Annotated in this window: 13 protein-coding genes; 6 read left to right on the top strand and 7 right to left on the bottom strand. The window is 47.3% G+C overall.

Translation table 11 applies throughout. The annotated features are described in order from the left end of the window. The first annotated feature begins 3 nt into the window (after positions 1 to 3). The 6 genes from EL262_RS03345 (at position 4) to folB (ending at position 6,886) form a co-directional block, all read left to right on the top strand. A complete protein-coding gene (locus tag EL262_RS03345) occupies positions 4 to 2,034 on the top strand; it encodes a putative porin (RefSeq protein ID WP_078735739.1) in 2,031 nt (676 codons plus the stop codon). 10 nt (positions 2,035 to 2,044) lie between these two features. Then, positions 2,045 to 2,866: a transporter substrate-binding domain-containing protein gene (locus EL262_RS03350; RefSeq protein WP_025838158.1), complete on the top strand. Its 822-nt coding sequence runs from the start codon at positions 2,045 to 2,047 to the stop codon at positions 2,864 to 2,866. A 23-nt stretch (positions 2,867 to 2,889) separates the two neighbouring features. Next, the gene (locus tag EL262_RS03355; RefSeq protein ID WP_025838156.1) at positions 2,890 to 4,230 is read left to right on the top strand and encodes a DEAD/DEAH box helicase; all 1,341 of its coding nucleotides are present in this window, start codon (positions 2,890 to 2,892) and stop codon (positions 4,228 to 4,230) included. Further along, complete coding sequence (locus tag EL262_RS03360; protein ID WP_025838154.1) at positions 4,227 to 5,240, top strand: DHH family phosphoesterase; 1,014 nt, start codon at positions 4,227 to 4,229, stop codon at positions 5,238 to 5,240. Before EL262_RS03355 ends, EL262_RS03360 begins: the two co-directional genes overlap by 4 nt. A gap of 151 nt (positions 5,241 to 5,391) precedes the next feature. Then, positions 5,392 to 6,471 (top strand): chorismate mutase, encoded by a 1,080-nt coding sequence (locus tag EL262_RS03365; protein WP_025838152.1) that lies wholly within the window; start codon positions 5,392 to 5,394, stop codon positions 6,469 to 6,471. 28 nt (positions 6,472 to 6,499) lie between these two features. Then, positions 6,500 to 6,886, top strand: coding sequence for a dihydroneopterin aldolase (folB, locus tag EL262_RS03370; RefSeq protein ID WP_025838151.1), 387 nt, complete (start codon positions 6,500 to 6,502; stop codon positions 6,884 to 6,886). Positions 6,887 to 6,992: 106 nt separating this feature from the next. Here the strand turns inward: folB and EL262_RS03375 are convergent, their stop codons facing one another. The 7 genes from EL262_RS03375 to EL262_RS03405 form a co-directional block, all read right to left on the bottom strand. Then, positions 6,993 to 8,039, bottom strand: coding sequence for an endonuclease/exonuclease/phosphatase family protein (locus EL262_RS03375; RefSeq protein WP_025838150.1), 1,047 nt, complete (start codon positions 8,037 to 8,039; stop codon positions 6,993 to 6,995). Positions 8,040 to 8,076: 37 nt separating this feature from the next. After that, the gene (gene miaA / locus EL262_RS03380) at positions 8,077 to 9,018 is read right to left on the bottom strand and encodes a tRNA (adenosine(37)-N6)-dimethylallyltransferase MiaA (RefSeq protein ID WP_036850857.1); all 942 of its coding nucleotides are present in this window, start codon (positions 9,016 to 9,018) and stop codon (positions 8,077 to 8,079) included. Between the two features lie 42 nt (positions 9,019 to 9,060). Beyond that, positions 9,061 to 9,972, bottom strand: coding sequence for a nucleotidyltransferase family protein (locus EL262_RS03385; RefSeq protein WP_025838145.1), 912 nt, complete (start codon positions 9,970 to 9,972; stop codon positions 9,061 to 9,063). Positions 9,973 to 9,990: 18 nt separating this feature from the next. Then, a complete protein-coding gene (kdsA, locus tag EL262_RS03390; protein WP_025838143.1) occupies positions 9,991 to 10,797 on the bottom strand; it encodes a 3-deoxy-8-phosphooctulonate synthase in 807 nt (268 codons plus the stop codon). A gap of 236 nt (positions 10,798 to 11,033) precedes the next feature. Further along, entirely contained in the window at positions 11,034 to 13,091 is a 2,058-nt protein-coding gene (locus EL262_RS03395) for an alpha-L-fucosidase (protein ID WP_078735738.1), read from the bottom strand. 10 nt (positions 13,092 to 13,101) lie between these two features. Beyond that, the gene (locus EL262_RS03400) at positions 13,102 to 14,220 is read right to left on the bottom strand and encodes a DNA-processing protein DprA (protein WP_025838141.1); all 1,119 of its coding nucleotides are present in this window, start codon (positions 14,218 to 14,220) and stop codon (positions 13,102 to 13,104) included. A 6-nt stretch (positions 14,221 to 14,226) separates the two neighbouring features. Further along, entirely contained in the window at positions 14,227 to 14,652 is a 426-nt protein-coding gene (locus EL262_RS03405; RefSeq protein WP_036846552.1) for an acyl-CoA thioesterase, read from the bottom strand. Positions 14,653 to 14,679 lie beyond the last annotated feature (27 nt).

A 14,679-nucleotide genomic window follows, 5' to 3' on the forward strand; every position in this document is an offset into this window, starting at 1 on the left:
TTTATGTATACCAATATAAAAGCGTTCCGCTATGGCTTACTCGTCCTCACAGTCTTGATCCTAATGGAAACACCTCTCATGGCTCAGGTAAGGGATCAAGTCGAAGCTGAGTTTCGCAAACGTGATGCAGTAGAGAAGTATGACGACAGTGATAATGACAGACGAGGCAACCTCCATGCCAGTTATCTCGTACGCCGTACAGGAGATGTGAGACCGGCCTTTGCCGACACTTTGAGGCTGAACTACTTCCATCGTTCATCGATAGAGGGAAAAAGTATAGCGGAGGCTTATACCGGCACGTATGCCTCACCCTATCAGTCCAAGATATACTTCGACCGCCCTATCGATCAGTGGGGAGACTTCTTCTTCACCAATCCTTATGATCACCTCATACATAGAGGGAAGGACATGAGGTTCTTCGATGTCAAAGTACCTTATACCCTTCTGTCTTATGTCAAAAACGGAGGGTCAGACAATGTGGAGGAAAACTTCCATACTTTGTTTTCGAGCAATCTTGGCAAGAAAATCAATGTAGGGGGGCAGTTTGACTATGACTATGCCAATGGCTATTACGCATCGACAAAGTCAAAAAATGTCACTTACAGAGCCTTCGCATCATATCTGGGCAACCGCTACCAAGCCTATTTATCTGTAGGCAACACCAATACCATAAACATGGAAAATGGGGGCATCACGGATGACCGCTATATCACCAATCCGGATGACTTTACCGAAGGTCGGCGTTCTCTTTTATTGAAAGATATTCCTACGAAATATAGAAATGTCTGGAACCGTATCCACTTCGGATCGGCTCGTCTCAATCACAGATACTCATTGGGGATAGCTCGTACCGATAGTATCAAAGATGGTGACAGCGTAAGGCTTGTGGAGCACTTTACTCCTGTCACATCATTCTTCCACGATGTGCATTATGAGAGAGGGCGCAGGCGTTTTTTGGGTCAGGATCAAGAGCTGTTGAAGGATTTCAAGGAGCCCATACTTCCTCGTCCTTTGGATGCAACCTATTACCCTAACGACACACTTCTCCTGACAAAGATATCCAACACCTTGGGTATTGAGTTGCTGGAGGGTTTTCATAAGTGGGCGAAGTTCGGCATTGCAGCATTTGTCTCGTTCGATCACAAGCGTTATGAGATACCACTATATGGTGTCTATGACGATAATCTGAACAGGACAGAAAACACCTTTTACGCAGGTGGGCGTCTGAGCAGTAAGAACTTCAAAAACTTTGGCTACCGAGTACAAGGCGAATTTGCATTTGCAGGAGCACAGATAGGAGAGCTACGGATAGATGCCGAAGCCAACAGCAGGCTGAAACTCTTCAGCAAAGAGGTCTTACTTGATGTTCATGGCAACTTATTCAACACTCCCCCATCCTATATCTTGCGCAGATACAAATCCACACTACATGAGTGGGACAGGGACTTAGTGATGATACAAAGACTGAGAGCAGGGGGACGACTACGCATTCCCGTTCTCAATACCGAAATCCATGCCAACTTCGAAACCATACAAAACCCAATGTATGTAGATGAGAAGTCTCAGCCGAATCAGTCGAAGACGAACTTTAGGGTGATTGCAGTCGGTGTAGATCACAGACTGAGATTAGGACCTCTCAACTGGGAGAATAGCTTGGTCTGGCAAAACTCCAGCGACAAGACTGTCGCTCCCCTACCCGATCTTGCGGTGTATTCGAACCTATATCTTAAGGCTTTGGTTGCAAAGGTCATGACTATACAGTTTGGTGTAGATGCGAAGTATCACACTGCCTATCATGCACCATACTATGATCCGACGACACAGATGTTTAAGCCCCAAAGCGACATCATGCTCGGAGGAGATACTCCTATGATGACAGCTTATGCCAATGTACACTTGAAACGTACAAGATTTTTCATTCAGTACTACAACTTGTCATCCAAGCTTTTTAAACCAAATTACTTCTCAACTGTTCATTATCCACAGTACCCTGCGATCGTGAGACTGGGGCTGGTCGTGGACTTGCGTAACTAAGAAGAGGGTGATGAAAGATATCGTAGGTAAATATCGCTTATGGGGGATCCTGCTGACCGTAGTGATTGTTTCAGGTTTGTTTTGGGGCATTCGTTCTTGTAGCGAAACTCCGAAATCCCGGGATCTTGCGGACATCACAAGATTAAAGGTCGGGGTCGACTTTTCGCCTATCGATTTCAATATTGGCAAAGATGGAAAATTCAGCGGTCTACAGCATGACCTCCTTACCTTATTGTTGCCTGATACCACAATACAGTGGGTACCATTCAGTTCGAGAGCAGAAGCTCTTGAGGCCCTTTCTTCAAATGACATAGAGCTCTATGCGACCTCTTTCGCCTGGTCTACCAATGAGACTTTGGAGGCTCTCATGACGACTGCACCGCTGTATGTATCGGGCTTTGCCCTCGTGCATCGTCCGGACTCAATGAGCAGATCATGGACAGAGATCTTTGATGAAATGCAAGACATCAAGATCTCCATCCCCAAGGATGCAGATGACATCAAAGTGTTGCTGAAAAACCTACAAGACTTTTCGTACCCTACCATCGAGATAGAAGAGCACAACGATGAGACTCCCGAAAGTCTGTGTTTGGCAGTCTTAAAGGGAGACATAGACTACACCGTATGTGATCGAAACATTGCTCAGGCTATAAGCAAGCGAGTAGAAGGCCTTGTCGTCGAGACGGGTATAGCCTTTGATCTTCACCAAGTATGGGTGCTCAATGACAATGCTTCTGAACTCCTTCAACTCATAAACAGACAAATAGAACAAAACAAAGGCTCCTCAGAATGGAATAGAGTATTGAAAAAATACGGATTGACTTCTCACTGAGCCATCAAATAATTTTACCACCGATGACTTTCTACGATTTTGACTTAGACGACAGGGTATTGGATGGGCTTGACGCCATGAATTTTGTCAAGCCTTCGCCGATACAGGAAGCAAGTATTCCCCCTATCCTTGATGGACACGACGTTATTGCATGTGCACAGACCGGTACAGGCAAGACTGCTGCATTTGTCCTACCGATACTCAGCCTCCTCTCGTCAGGCGAATACAGTCAGGATCATGTCAACGTGGTCATCATGGCTCCTACAAGAGAGTTGGCCCAACAGATAGACCAGCAAATCGAAGCCTTCTCTTACTTTGTGAATGTCTCAGCTGTCCCTATCTATGGAGGTACAGGAGGTGCAGAGTGGGAGCAACAAAAAAGAGGTCTACGCCTCGGTGCCGATATTGTCGTCGCCACTCCCGGTCGTCTCATTTCGCACCTCAACCTTAACACGGTAAATCTATCGGAGGTGAGTTTCTTTGTCTTGGACGAAGCCGATAGGATGCTCGACATGGGATTTTATGACGACATCATAGAGATCTACAAGCACCTTCCGGAGTCTGTGCAGACCATCATGTTCTCTGCCACCATGCCGGCAAATATCCGCAAGATGGCAAAAGAGATCATGCGTAATCCTGTAGAAGTGAATATAGCAGTGTCAAGGCCTCCTGAAAGTATCAATCAAAGTGTATTTTACTGTCATGATGAAGACAAGTCTGCACTGTTGATCGACCTTTTCACAAGGCTACGTCCGAAGCGTTGCATCACATTTTTTGCATCCAAGGACAGGGTCAAGCAGATGAAACGCGAGTTGTCTATGCGAGGATTTAAGGCCATGGATATGCACTCTGATCTTGACCAAAGTGTAAGAGAAGAGGTGATGAGAGACTTCAAGGCCGGAAAGATTGAAACAATAGTTGCGACGGACATTATCTCTCGTGGTATCGATGTGGAGGACATTGAGCTGGTTGTGAACTTCGATGTCCCACATGACCCCGAAGACTACGTACACCGCATCGGGCGTACTGCACGTGGGACGAACCTCAAAGGCGCTGCGATCACCATCGTCTCATCCAAGGACAAGCGTAGATTTTTGGAGATCGAAAAGTTTTTGGGTTACAAGGTAAAGATCAATGAGCTACCTGAAGGTATAAGGCCTCCGGACAATAGCGCTCCCAGCAACAACCAAAAGCGAAGCAATAATCGTAGAAAGCCCTACAAAAAGAAACCGGCAGAGACCGGAGCGAAAACCACCTCTGCTCCCAACAAAGACAAGGAGAATAAACCTCGTCGCAGACCAAACAGAAGAAATAAAAATAGAAACAACAATCCTAATAAGCCAAAGGATAAAACCAACGTATGAAACCAATTTTCGAAAAGTCAGATATACAAACTCTAAAAGATCAATTATCCACACCTCGTAAAATCACCCTTCTCTCCCATATCTCTCCTGATGGAGATGCTGTCGGATCTACGCTCGCTCTATCAAAGGTACTGAAGACTCTTGGCCACGAGACCAAAGTCGTCTATCCGAGCTATTTTCCCGAAAGTTTTGTCGTCCTCCACGGTGTAGAGGATGTTATCATTGCCCTCGCTAAACATGATGAAGCCATCCCAGCTATAGAGTCTGCTGAGATCATCTTCTGCATGGACTTCAATGAACCGAAACGTGTAGAGAGCTTAAGTACTGCACTCCAAGAGTCAAAGGCATTTAAGGTATTGGTAGACCATCATCTACACCCTCATCCGTTTGTGGACATTACCTTCTCATATCCGGTACAGTCCTCGACCTGTCTCCTACTCTACCATTTGATCGAAGAGTTGGGCTGGATGAGGCACGTCGATCAAGATGTGGCAGAGGCCATATACTGGGGCATGATGACGGACACCGGCAACTTCTCATACAATTCGGAAGACCCGGATATATACACCACAATCTCTGCACTGCTTGAGAAAGGCGTCCGCAAGGACTTCCTCACTGCAGCGGTACAACGGGGATTTACCGTCGATAAAATACGTCTCAATGCTCATGCGATAATGAACAACATGAAGGTTTACTCCGAGTACAAGACAGCCATCATCACCTTGACCAACAGAGAAAAGATGGACTTCAACTATCGCGTAGGAGATACAGAAGGACTTGTCAATGTTCCCCTCGAAGCTAAAGACATCGAACTCTCGATCTTCATCTTCGAAGTAAACAACCTCACGAAACTCTCTCTAAGATCCAAAGGAGACTTCCCCACCAATATCTTTGCCAAAGAGTTTTTCAATGGAGGTGGTCACAAAAATGCTTCAGGAGCAGAGGTCTATGACACATTAGGCAACACCTATGATCTGGTCATGAGAGCTCTGAAGATCATGCATCCATAAAAATTTACCGTCATCACGCCCAACAAAATAAAAGCAAACAACTCTACCCAAAAGTTGTATAGCTTAGTATACCAAACATTTGACATCATTTGTTCGACATCAGCACTCAGACAAGCTCATACGAACCATCCGACACAAGATCACTGAACTAATGGACGCAAAGATAACACCACTATCCCTGTCTCCCCTTTTCCCGGATTTGGAAGATCATAAGCCACTGATCATCTCCGGCCCGTGCAGTGCAGAGACAAGGGAGCAGATACTCCTCTCGGCAAGAGGTATTGCCGAGGCCGGAGTACGTGTCTTCAGAGCAGGTGTGTGGAAGCCTCGCACTTACCCCGGAGGATTTGAAGGCATCGGCGAAGATGCCTTGAAGTGGCTTGTCGAAGCCAGAGAAGAGACAGGTCTGAAGATAGGTGTAGAGGTTGCGAGCCCATCCCACGTGAGAGCTGCGCTTGCACACAAGGTCGATATGGTATGGATCGGGGCGCGCACGACATCCAACCCGTTTACTCTCGATGAGATTGCTCAAGAGCTTCAGGGGCACGACATCGCAGTGATGGTCAAAAACCCCATTGCTCCTGACATGCACCTTTGGCTCGGAGCCATACAAAGGCTCAATTCGTATGGACTTACACGTTTGGCAGCCATTCACAGAGGCTTCGGACCAGGGCATAAGACCCATTACCGAAATCTCCCGATGTGGAAGATTCCGACACGAATGAGACAGCTCTATCCTCGACTGCCCTTCTTCTGCGACCCAAGTCATATCACGGGAGATCGTACACTCATTGCCGAAGTGGCTCAAGAGGCGATGGACAGGTGCTACGAAGGACTTTTCATCGAAGCTCACTGCTCTCCGTCCGAAGCATGGAGCGATGCAGCCCAACAGATCACACCCCTCAGACTCAAAGAGATCATCTCCGGACTCAAGATCGGAGACTGTAACCCTTGCTTGGGTGAAGATATCGAACGCCTTCGTCAACGCATAGATGAGATCGATGATGAGATCTTACGTCTTCTTGGCGAAAGAGCCGGAGTCTCTGACGAAATCGGGCATTGGAAATCGACAAACTCAAAGACGGCCTTTCAGTCCGAACGCTACCAGTCGATGATGATGGATCGAGAACGAAGGGCTGAACGATACGGTGTATCACCCGAACTTGCAAGAGACATCTTTGACCTCATACATGATGCCTCCCTCAAGCAACAAAGCGAGATCATAGGTTAATACTAACGTAAAGAAAATACGAAACCGCATGGAAATAAAGGAAACAAAAATCCGTCTGGAACGAGTCGTTGCCTATGCCAGACACGGAGTGATGCCACACGAGACTTTGGTCGGAAATGAGTTTTATATCACCCTTGAAGTTGTGTTTGATGCCACACAAGCCATGAAGGATGATCAACTATCCGGAACGATCAACTATGCAGATCTCTACACACTCATTCAAGATGAAATGAAAACTCCGTCCGAGCTCATTGAGCATGTTGCAGGTCGTATCCTATCCAGACTTGAGAAGGAATACCCCATGATCATGGAAGCTCTCATAGAGATCGAAAAGAACTCTCCCCCGATCCCAAACTATCAGGCTCAGCGACTCTACTTCTCGGCCAAAGCAAACTTCAACAAGGGCAACAAGTAAAAGCCCCGTCTGAATTAGGGCTTTATCGCTCAAATAAAACGACATCGGCGGTAGTCAAAATGCATGACTACCGCCGATGTCGTTTTGGATTGTATGAGTGTCCGATTTACTTCACTAAGAAAAGATAAACCGGGAAGTGATCGGCATAGCCACCTTGGTACTGTCCACCGACGATGGTACGCTTGGGATAGCCCTTGTAACGTCCACTTTCTTGTGTGAGCATCTTATCATTGAAGATAAAAGCCCCGAAGCCTTGAGTCTTGCTGAATAGAAGTCTATATCCGTCTTCTTCAGGAGTATTCACCACGTTTCCGGAAACCATCATCATATCAAAAAGGCTCCAGACATCTCTGTACGCAAGTGTGCCGTAACCAGCCTTGTAAAGGTCATACATAGGAGTATAAAGATCTGTACCTTGTAGATCCTTTGTCTTGTACTTGATGCTAAGTCCGTCCTTCATGCTTGGGCTGACAGGGTCATCATTGAGGTCACCCATCATGATGATCTTGGCAGTGGCATCCGTAGACAAGATAGAGTCTGAGAGATGTTTCATCGTCTTAGCCGCAGCCAAACGACGAGGAGCAGAAGCTGCCTCACCACCCGAACGACTTGGCCAGTGTGCAACCATGAAGTGCAATATCTCACCGTCAGCCTTAGCCTTGACATACAACACATCTCTGGTCTTGATATCCTCTTCACCGGGAATGATCACAGGCTGTGGATGAGAGTGAAGAATCTCCATACGGCTCTTCTTGTAGAGCAATGCACAGTCAATACCTCTATGGTCGGGGGAGTCGTAATGTACGATGCCATAGCCCCTATCCGCCAAAGCAGGCATTGCGATGAGATCTTCGAGGACGCCTCTGTTTTCGACCTCAGCCATACCGAGGACATCCGGACCTTGGGCAGTTCCGATCTTTGCAATGACACTCGACATGTTGTGCAACTTTTGCTTGTATCTTGTTTCGTCCCAAGCATTCACTCCTGATGGGGTGAAGTCTTCATCTGCATTCTCTTGATCGATAGTATCGAAGAGATTTTCCACATTGTAAAAAGCGATACACAACCTCTTGCTGAAAGACTGCTGAGCATAAGCAGACACAGAGAGGGTTAATAAGATTGTAGCAACGGCTACAGAAATAATTTGTTTCATATCTATACTGAGATCTAAAGATTGATACTTATACTGTTTAGATTGTTATTATACGTTCGTCAATAAGCCTGTCCAAGATATATCGGGACGTCTCCATAGGGGTCTCTCTCGGCTGTATATAAGTAAGAGAAAAACCTCTGCGCTCCATCCCCCTGAGCCACGTCATCTGACGTTTGGCAAACTGATGTATGGCGATCTCCAACGCCTCCTTCATACTCTCAAAGGTCCGTTCTCCGATGACATACTCGGTCACGAACTTATATTCCAAGCCATAGTAAATCAGGTCTTCGGCAGAGATCCCCTCATCAAGCAATCCCTTTACCTCTTCTACGAGCCCTTCTCTGAGCCTTGCATCAAGGCGAGAAGAGATCCGAGCACGTCTCACATCACGGTCGACATCGATGACAAATATCTTTGAGGTCAAAGCTTGATGCTCAGTGTCAGCCGAAGTGATGGGGTGCTTGGCTCTATACTCCGCTATCTCTATGGCTCTGATGACCCTTTTTTTGTTTTCAGTATCCGTTGTATTGTGCAAAGGTCCATAGGATGCCAGCATCTCAACCAATGCAGGCAAGTCATGATCCTGCAATTCAGTCCTCAAAGCCTTATCCTCCGGCACATCAGGAAGATAGTATTCGCCAAGTACAGCCTCCATGTACAGCCCACTCCCACCACAAAAGATCTTAGGCTGTGCCTCCGGCAGTTCGTTGTATATGCGATGGAAGTCCTGTTTGAACTTGTATATGTTGTACTTCTCTCCCGGCTCACAGATGTCAATGAGGAAGTATGGGACTTGTACGCCATTAACAACATAGTCACCAAGATCTTTCCCCGTGCCTACATCCATCCTTCGGTATACCTGACGTGAGTCTCCACTGAGTACGACCCCATCCGTGAGATAGGCAAGATGAGCCGCCACGGAAGTCTTCCCACTGGCTGTAGGCCCCATTATGGTAATCAGTGTTTTGGTCTCTGCCATACGATATTCTGTACTATCAGCCGTGAAAGAATATCCTCCTTTTTACTTCGATGCAAATAGTTTCTCGGGATATTCGCCTGCCTCTACCAGCTTTTTCAGATTGGCAACGACGACGGGGCGATCCTCCGGATAAGTCACCCCAAACCACTGAGACGAAGTCTCCAAGACATCGCATGTAGCCTTGGATGTCGTGATCAAGTCATTGACTACCGAGGGGATATAGAACTCTCCTTTGGCACTGTCTATATTTTCTTTCAAAAAGTCAACGAAAGCCTTCTCCGAGTGCACAAAATAGTCCGGCGTAAATCCCCACATATTCATTGAGACGAGAGTATTGTCTGCAAGTGGGGTCTTACGACCCTCTTCTTTGAACACAATTTGGCCATCGTCCCCTCTTTCGATGTCCTTGCGTTCGACCACAGTCCTCAGTTTGCCATGCTCGTCGACACTGCAAACCCCTCTGGAGACCGTGCCACTCTCACTCAATGTATTGCCGAGATAATACCCGACCATACAGTACTTGCCTTGAGTACCTTCCGCCTTGGTCAATGCATCTGCAAGGACTTGGAAGCTGTGCCGTCCATAAAAGTCATCGGCGTTGATGACAGCAAAGGGTTCTTTGATCACTTTTGCTCCCATCAAGACGGCATGATTTGTTCCCCAGGGCTTCTCTCTACCGGCAGGACAAACAAATCCTTCGGGAAGATCATCTACGGATTGATATACGATCTCGACAGGAACAATGCTCTCATATTTGGCAACAACTTGCTCCTTAAACTCTTTGGCAAAGACCTCTCTGATCACAAAAACGATCTTGCCGAAGCCTGCACGGACGGCATCATAAACGGAGTAATCCATGATCGTGTCACCTCCCGGGCCGACACCGTCAAGTTGCTTGAGTCCGCCGTAACGTGTACCCATCCCGGCAGCAAGGATAAAAAGGGTTGGTTTCATATCTTTGGTCTATTTCTTTTACAATATGGCTTCTCGTATTCTGATCATCTTCTTGAGGAGTGGTTCCATGGCATCGAGCCTCAACATATTGGCCCCATCCGAAAGAGCCTCCGAAGGCTCGGGGTGTGTCTCGATGAATAGACCATCGGCACCCACTGCTATTGCGGCAGAAGCGATCGTATCTATACGCTCGGGGACTCCCCCTGTCACTCCACTCGAAGTGTTGGGTTGCTGGAGAGAGTGCGTTACGTCCATAACTACCGGACAGTCATTTTCCTCCTGCATCAAGGGTATCCCTCTATAATCGACGATCAAGTCTCCATAGCCGAACGAAGTCCCACGATCGGTCAATATGATCTGATCATTGCCACTGGATCTCAACTTGTCGGCTGCAAACTTCATCGAAGACGGAGCAAGGAACTGTCCCTTCTTGACATTAACGACTTTGTTTGTCTTTGCCGCAGCGACCAAGAGGTCTGTCTGGCGACAAAGGAATGCCGGTATCTGCAATACATCGACAAACTCAGCTGCCATCGCAGCCTCATGAGCTTCGTGTATGTCCGTCACCACGGGGACACCAAACTCCCGACGCACCTCTGCCAATATCTTCAGTGCCTTTTCGTCTCCAATACCGGTGAATGAGTCAAGTCTCGAACGATTGGCTTTGCGATACGACCCTTTGAATATAAAAGGGATAGACAGTCTGTCACATAGAGCCACAAGGGTCTCTGCAGTCTTCATGACGACATCTCTCCCTTCGATGGCACAAGGCCCGGACATTAAGAAAAATTGTCTCGCCTCCCTCAATTTTGTGATTAGTGTAATATCAGTCATGATGTAAAGTTATGAAAAATATGAGAACCTCATGTGAGCCAATCGCACAATAACATCGGCTCAATATAAGAAACGGAATTTACAGTGATTTAATATCGAAGACGAGAACTTCTGAGAGGCAACAGAAAACACTCCTTCAGGCGACAGAATACTTTCTATCGGACAAGAAAAAACATTCTGTCGTATGACAAAACCTCCTATCAATATCATTTTGACTTTGACTTGGATTACTTCACGACACGCACATTGTTCAACCTCGCAGGAGAAGCCAAAGGGACAGACTTCTCCTTGATGATACTCAATGTCGTCGGACGAGCAAACATGGAGGGCACCGGCAATGTCATCGTATGCCGATGGTACTCCGTCAGGGATTCCATAGAAAAGCCCAACAATCCACCCCAACGACTATAAACCTTGAAGAGCAAGGTGTGCTTGCCCTTCGATAGGGGAATCAGCACAGTACGTGTGGAGACAGACTTGTCATCCATAGGTCGAGCGAGATCACCCTCGAAATAAGTTCCATCAAGATAGATCAAAAGACCGTCTCTGTAAGATAGTCGAAGTGGGAGTTCGACAGCCTGCTGTGCCTCAATCTCATAGCGCAAGTACACGGCCGTACGATCGTAAACATCACTCTCATACTTCATGGTCATAGGCTGTGCCTGCCACTTCACTTTGTCCGAGAGTCTGTGCGAGAGGATAACATCTGAGACACTTCCAAAGAGGCCTCTCTGAGTGACGACATTCAGTGCTTGCCACTTGATGGTCTTGGGATTAAACTTCACAGTCTTTGTCTGTTCAGAAACAAACGTATGAGTCACGCCCTCATTTTCATCAAGGCCTAAAACAAACTTTCTGCCCAATTCCTCGTCGGTGAAAGCAACCTTGACCTTTTCCCCTACCGAGGGTAAATGCCATTGATAGCCAAGAATACTTCTGAAACCGGAATAATAGTCTACAGCCGACTGAGCATACAAGGGTGTGGCATTGAGAGGAGACAGCGTCTTGTGCTGACAAATGGGTTTGTCGACACGCAAAGGCTCATCAAAAGTAACCTTTACGACAGTCAAATACGGACGTTGTCCCTCGATATCGAGCGTCAAAGAAGCCCCTTTTTGTCTGATGATCTTGACATTTCCCTTGGCATTTAAGATCTTAGCTTCCTTGATCGGGGTGAGAGTTCGAGGTAAAACAGTTGTATGTCGGTCTTTTCGGAAGAATAGATAAAGATCCTTTTTGTCTTGAGAAAGTGTGGCAGAAGGGACGTCTGTCGAGACCTCGTAAGGTGTAGGCAGGGTGTTGTATATCGCTTCACTGATAGGCTCTAACTCCTTGCCGATAGCAGATAAGACTTCATACTCGAAAGGGACGATACCACCATCACCCATAGGGCCGATATTGAGCAGATATTTACCTCCACGAGAAACGACATTGACAAGGTCCTCCAACTTCTCATTTACTTTCGTGGAGACTTCTCCTCTCTCTTGCCACGAACGATAGCCCCAGGTCTCAGGGAAGATCGAAGCTGCGGTCTGCCACGGAAGTATCATATCATAGTCAGGGAACTGATTGTCAGGCATAACGCAGAAGTCCGCATAATCATTGCCCAAACGACCGCTCACCATGCATTTTGGCTGAAGCTTGTGCACCAGTCTGTATAGCTCCTCACTCTGTGCGGGCAAGAGAGACCCCATATCAAACCACAGTTCATCGACGGCTCCATATTTGGTCAGAAGTTCTGTCACCTGAGCCATATTGTACTCGTGATGGGCAGGTGTGATGGGATCGGCATTGTGAGACGAAAAAGGCACAGCTGCAGGGAAGTGCCAGTCGATGAGAGAAAAATAAATACCGAAGCCCAAACCGTTACGATGGCAGGCTTCGGCGAGCTCACCTATCAAATCCCGACGTGCGGGTGTGCCATCAAAGGAGTTGTACGACGTGGTCTGCGTGTGAAAAAGACAAAAACCATCGTGGTGCTTTGCCGTCATGACGACAGACCTCATACCTGCCTTCTTGGCAAGTGCAACGATGGCTTCGGCATCGAAGTTTTTGGCATCAAACTCCCTCGTATAGGCTTCGTACCAATCCGAAAAACCGATCCCAAAGGTGAGTATCTGTTCGGAATACCCCTCTTTCACGGGATTACCGTTCCATACCCCGGCAGGTATCGAGTACAGCCCATAGTGTACAAACATCGAGTACTTATCGCCCCACCAGTCTGCTTTCAGCGAGAAAGATGAAAGAAGCATCATAGAAAGTAATGCCAGCCAAATTTTTCTCATAACATTAAATTTATTTTCTAATCCAAGCATAACGCCCACCCGGCAAAGGTCTGATCAAGCCATCCAACTCCAAATCGAATAACAAAGCCGATACCGTTGAGAGGGCTTCTCCAGTACGATGTACAAGATCTTCGACACTGATGTCATCGACACTCTTGAGCAAGCGGACGACAGGATTGTCTGCTTCGGTACTTTCGTCATCATACTCCAACGGAAGTGATTGTTGCTTCGGTTGAGAGACAAGTCCGAGATCCTCAAGCATGGCTGAGGGAGATGTCAGTATGCTTGCCTTCTGAAGCTCGATCATTCTATTGCATCCCTGCGAATTGGCATCAAAATAACGCCCCGGGACGGCGTACAACGAACGACAGTAATCGAACGCTATATTCGCAGTGATCAGTGCCCCTCCTCTCTCTGGAGACTCCACCAAAAGTGTGCCGGACGATAGCCCTGCGACAATTCTGTTTCGAGAGACAAATCGTTGCTTGAGTGCCTTTGTATTGAAGGTGTACTCGGTGATTATTCCACCTCCTTTGTCGCACATCTCTTTTGCCAAAGCCGTGTGAGCAGAGGGATACAAGGTATGATGTCCATGAGCCACGACGGCAACCGTACGTAGCCCACACTCCAAGGCTATCTTATGAGCTGCACAGTCCACCCCATAGGCCAAGCCACTGACAATGACAAGATCCGGACACAAATGAGCCCACTCTACGAAGACCGTACGTAATACATCCTCGGCATAAGGAGACATACGCCTCGTGCCAACAACACTGATCATCGGAGCAGAAGGCACCGTACCTCTCACATAAAGGACTAATGGAGCATCAAAACAAGAGGCCAACATCTTTGGATAAGGTGCTTCACCCCAAAATAGCGGGGTGACAGCCCCCTGCATCCTCTCGATCAAAGCCATCTCTTCCTCTGCGGCTCGATGAGCCGTAGGGCTGTGTAGAGCGGAGACAAGTTTACGTCCCATACCGGGGACTTCCAGCAGTTCATCTGCCGATGCCTCGACGACGGCCGACGCAGAGCCAAAATGCTCTATAAGGGACTGACTGATGATAGAGCCGATCCCATCGACACAACTAAGGGTCAATAAAGCAACCTGTTCCCTACTCCACTCCATAAATTATTATGCCTTCGTCACATAATCAGCGATCATCTCATCGAGATACTCACCTCTGGTAAGTACACCATCCTTGACAACGACGACAGAGATCTTTCCCTTGGCTGCGATCTCCATCGTGCCACAGTTGATGACATCTTGTTCGAAGATCAACTTCGGCCCTTGCTTGTGCAGATTAAGTCCCACAAAAAAGTGATCACCGCTGCGCAAAGACTTTTTGTAGTCGATCTCCACACGTGCCACCATGGCGTCATAACCATTATCGTGCATTCTGGAAAAATTATCCCCAAGGGTCTCTAAAAATTCGTGACGAGCATGCTCCATATACCTCTGATAGTTTGCATTGTTCACCACCCCCTGCAAGTCACATTCGTAGTCTCTCACCTTCATTTCGATGAGGTAAGCATACTTCTTTTCAGGCAGTTTCTTCATCATATAGATTTGCGTGTTTGTATGTTG

The organism is Porphyromonas cangingivalis (assembly GCF_900638305.1).
GTDB classification, from domain to species: Bacteria; Bacteroidota; Bacteroidia; order Bacteroidales; family Porphyromonadaceae; genus Porphyromonas_A; species Porphyromonas_A cangingivalis.

What these genes read in the sequence shown, in the direction of transcription:
- EL262_RS03385 (WP_025838145.1), bottom strand. Translation starts at nt 9,972, where the DNA reads ATGAAACCAACCCTTTTTATCCTTGCTGCCGGGATGGGTACACGTTAC.
- EL262_RS03375 (WP_025838150.1), bottom strand. Translation starts at nt 8,039, where the DNA reads ATGAAACAAATTATTTCTGTAGCCGTTGCTACAATCTTATTAACCCTC.
- EL262_RS03400 (WP_025838141.1), bottom strand. Translation starts at nt 14,220, where the DNA reads ATGGAGTGGAGTAGGGAACAGGTTGCTTTATTGACCCTTAGTTGTGTC.
- miaA (WP_036850857.1), bottom strand. Translation starts at nt 9,018, where the DNA reads ATGGCAGAGACCAAAACACTGATTACCATAATGGGGCCTACAGCCAGT.
- EL262_RS03365 (WP_025838152.1), top strand. Translation starts at nt 5,392, where the DNA reads ATGGACGCAAAGATAACACCACTATCCCTGTCTCCCCTTTTCCCGGAT.
- EL262_RS03395 (WP_078735738.1), bottom strand. Translation starts at nt 13,091, where the DNA reads ATGAGAAAAATTTGGCTGGCATTACTTTCTATGATGCTTCTTTCATCT.
- EL262_RS03350 (WP_025838158.1), top strand. Translation starts at nt 2,045, where the DNA reads ATGAAAGATATCGTAGGTAAATATCGCTTATGGGGGATCCTGCTGACC.
- folB (WP_025838151.1), top strand. Translation starts at nt 6,500, where the DNA reads ATGGAAATAAAGGAAACAAAAATCCGTCTGGAACGAGTCGTTGCCTAT.
- EL262_RS03345 (WP_078735739.1), top strand. Translation starts at nt 4, where the DNA reads ATGTATACCAATATAAAAGCGTTCCGCTATGGCTTACTCGTCCTCACA.
- EL262_RS03360 (WP_025838154.1), top strand. Translation starts at nt 4,227, where the DNA reads ATGAAACCAATTTTCGAAAAGTCAGATATACAAACTCTAAAAGATCAA.
- EL262_RS03355 (WP_025838156.1), top strand. Translation starts at nt 2,890, where the DNA reads ATGACTTTCTACGATTTTGACTTAGACGACAGGGTATTGGATGGGCTT.
- EL262_RS03405 (WP_036846552.1), bottom strand. Translation starts at nt 14,652, where the DNA reads ATGAAGAAACTGCCTGAAAAGAAGTATGCTTACCTCATCGAAATGAAG.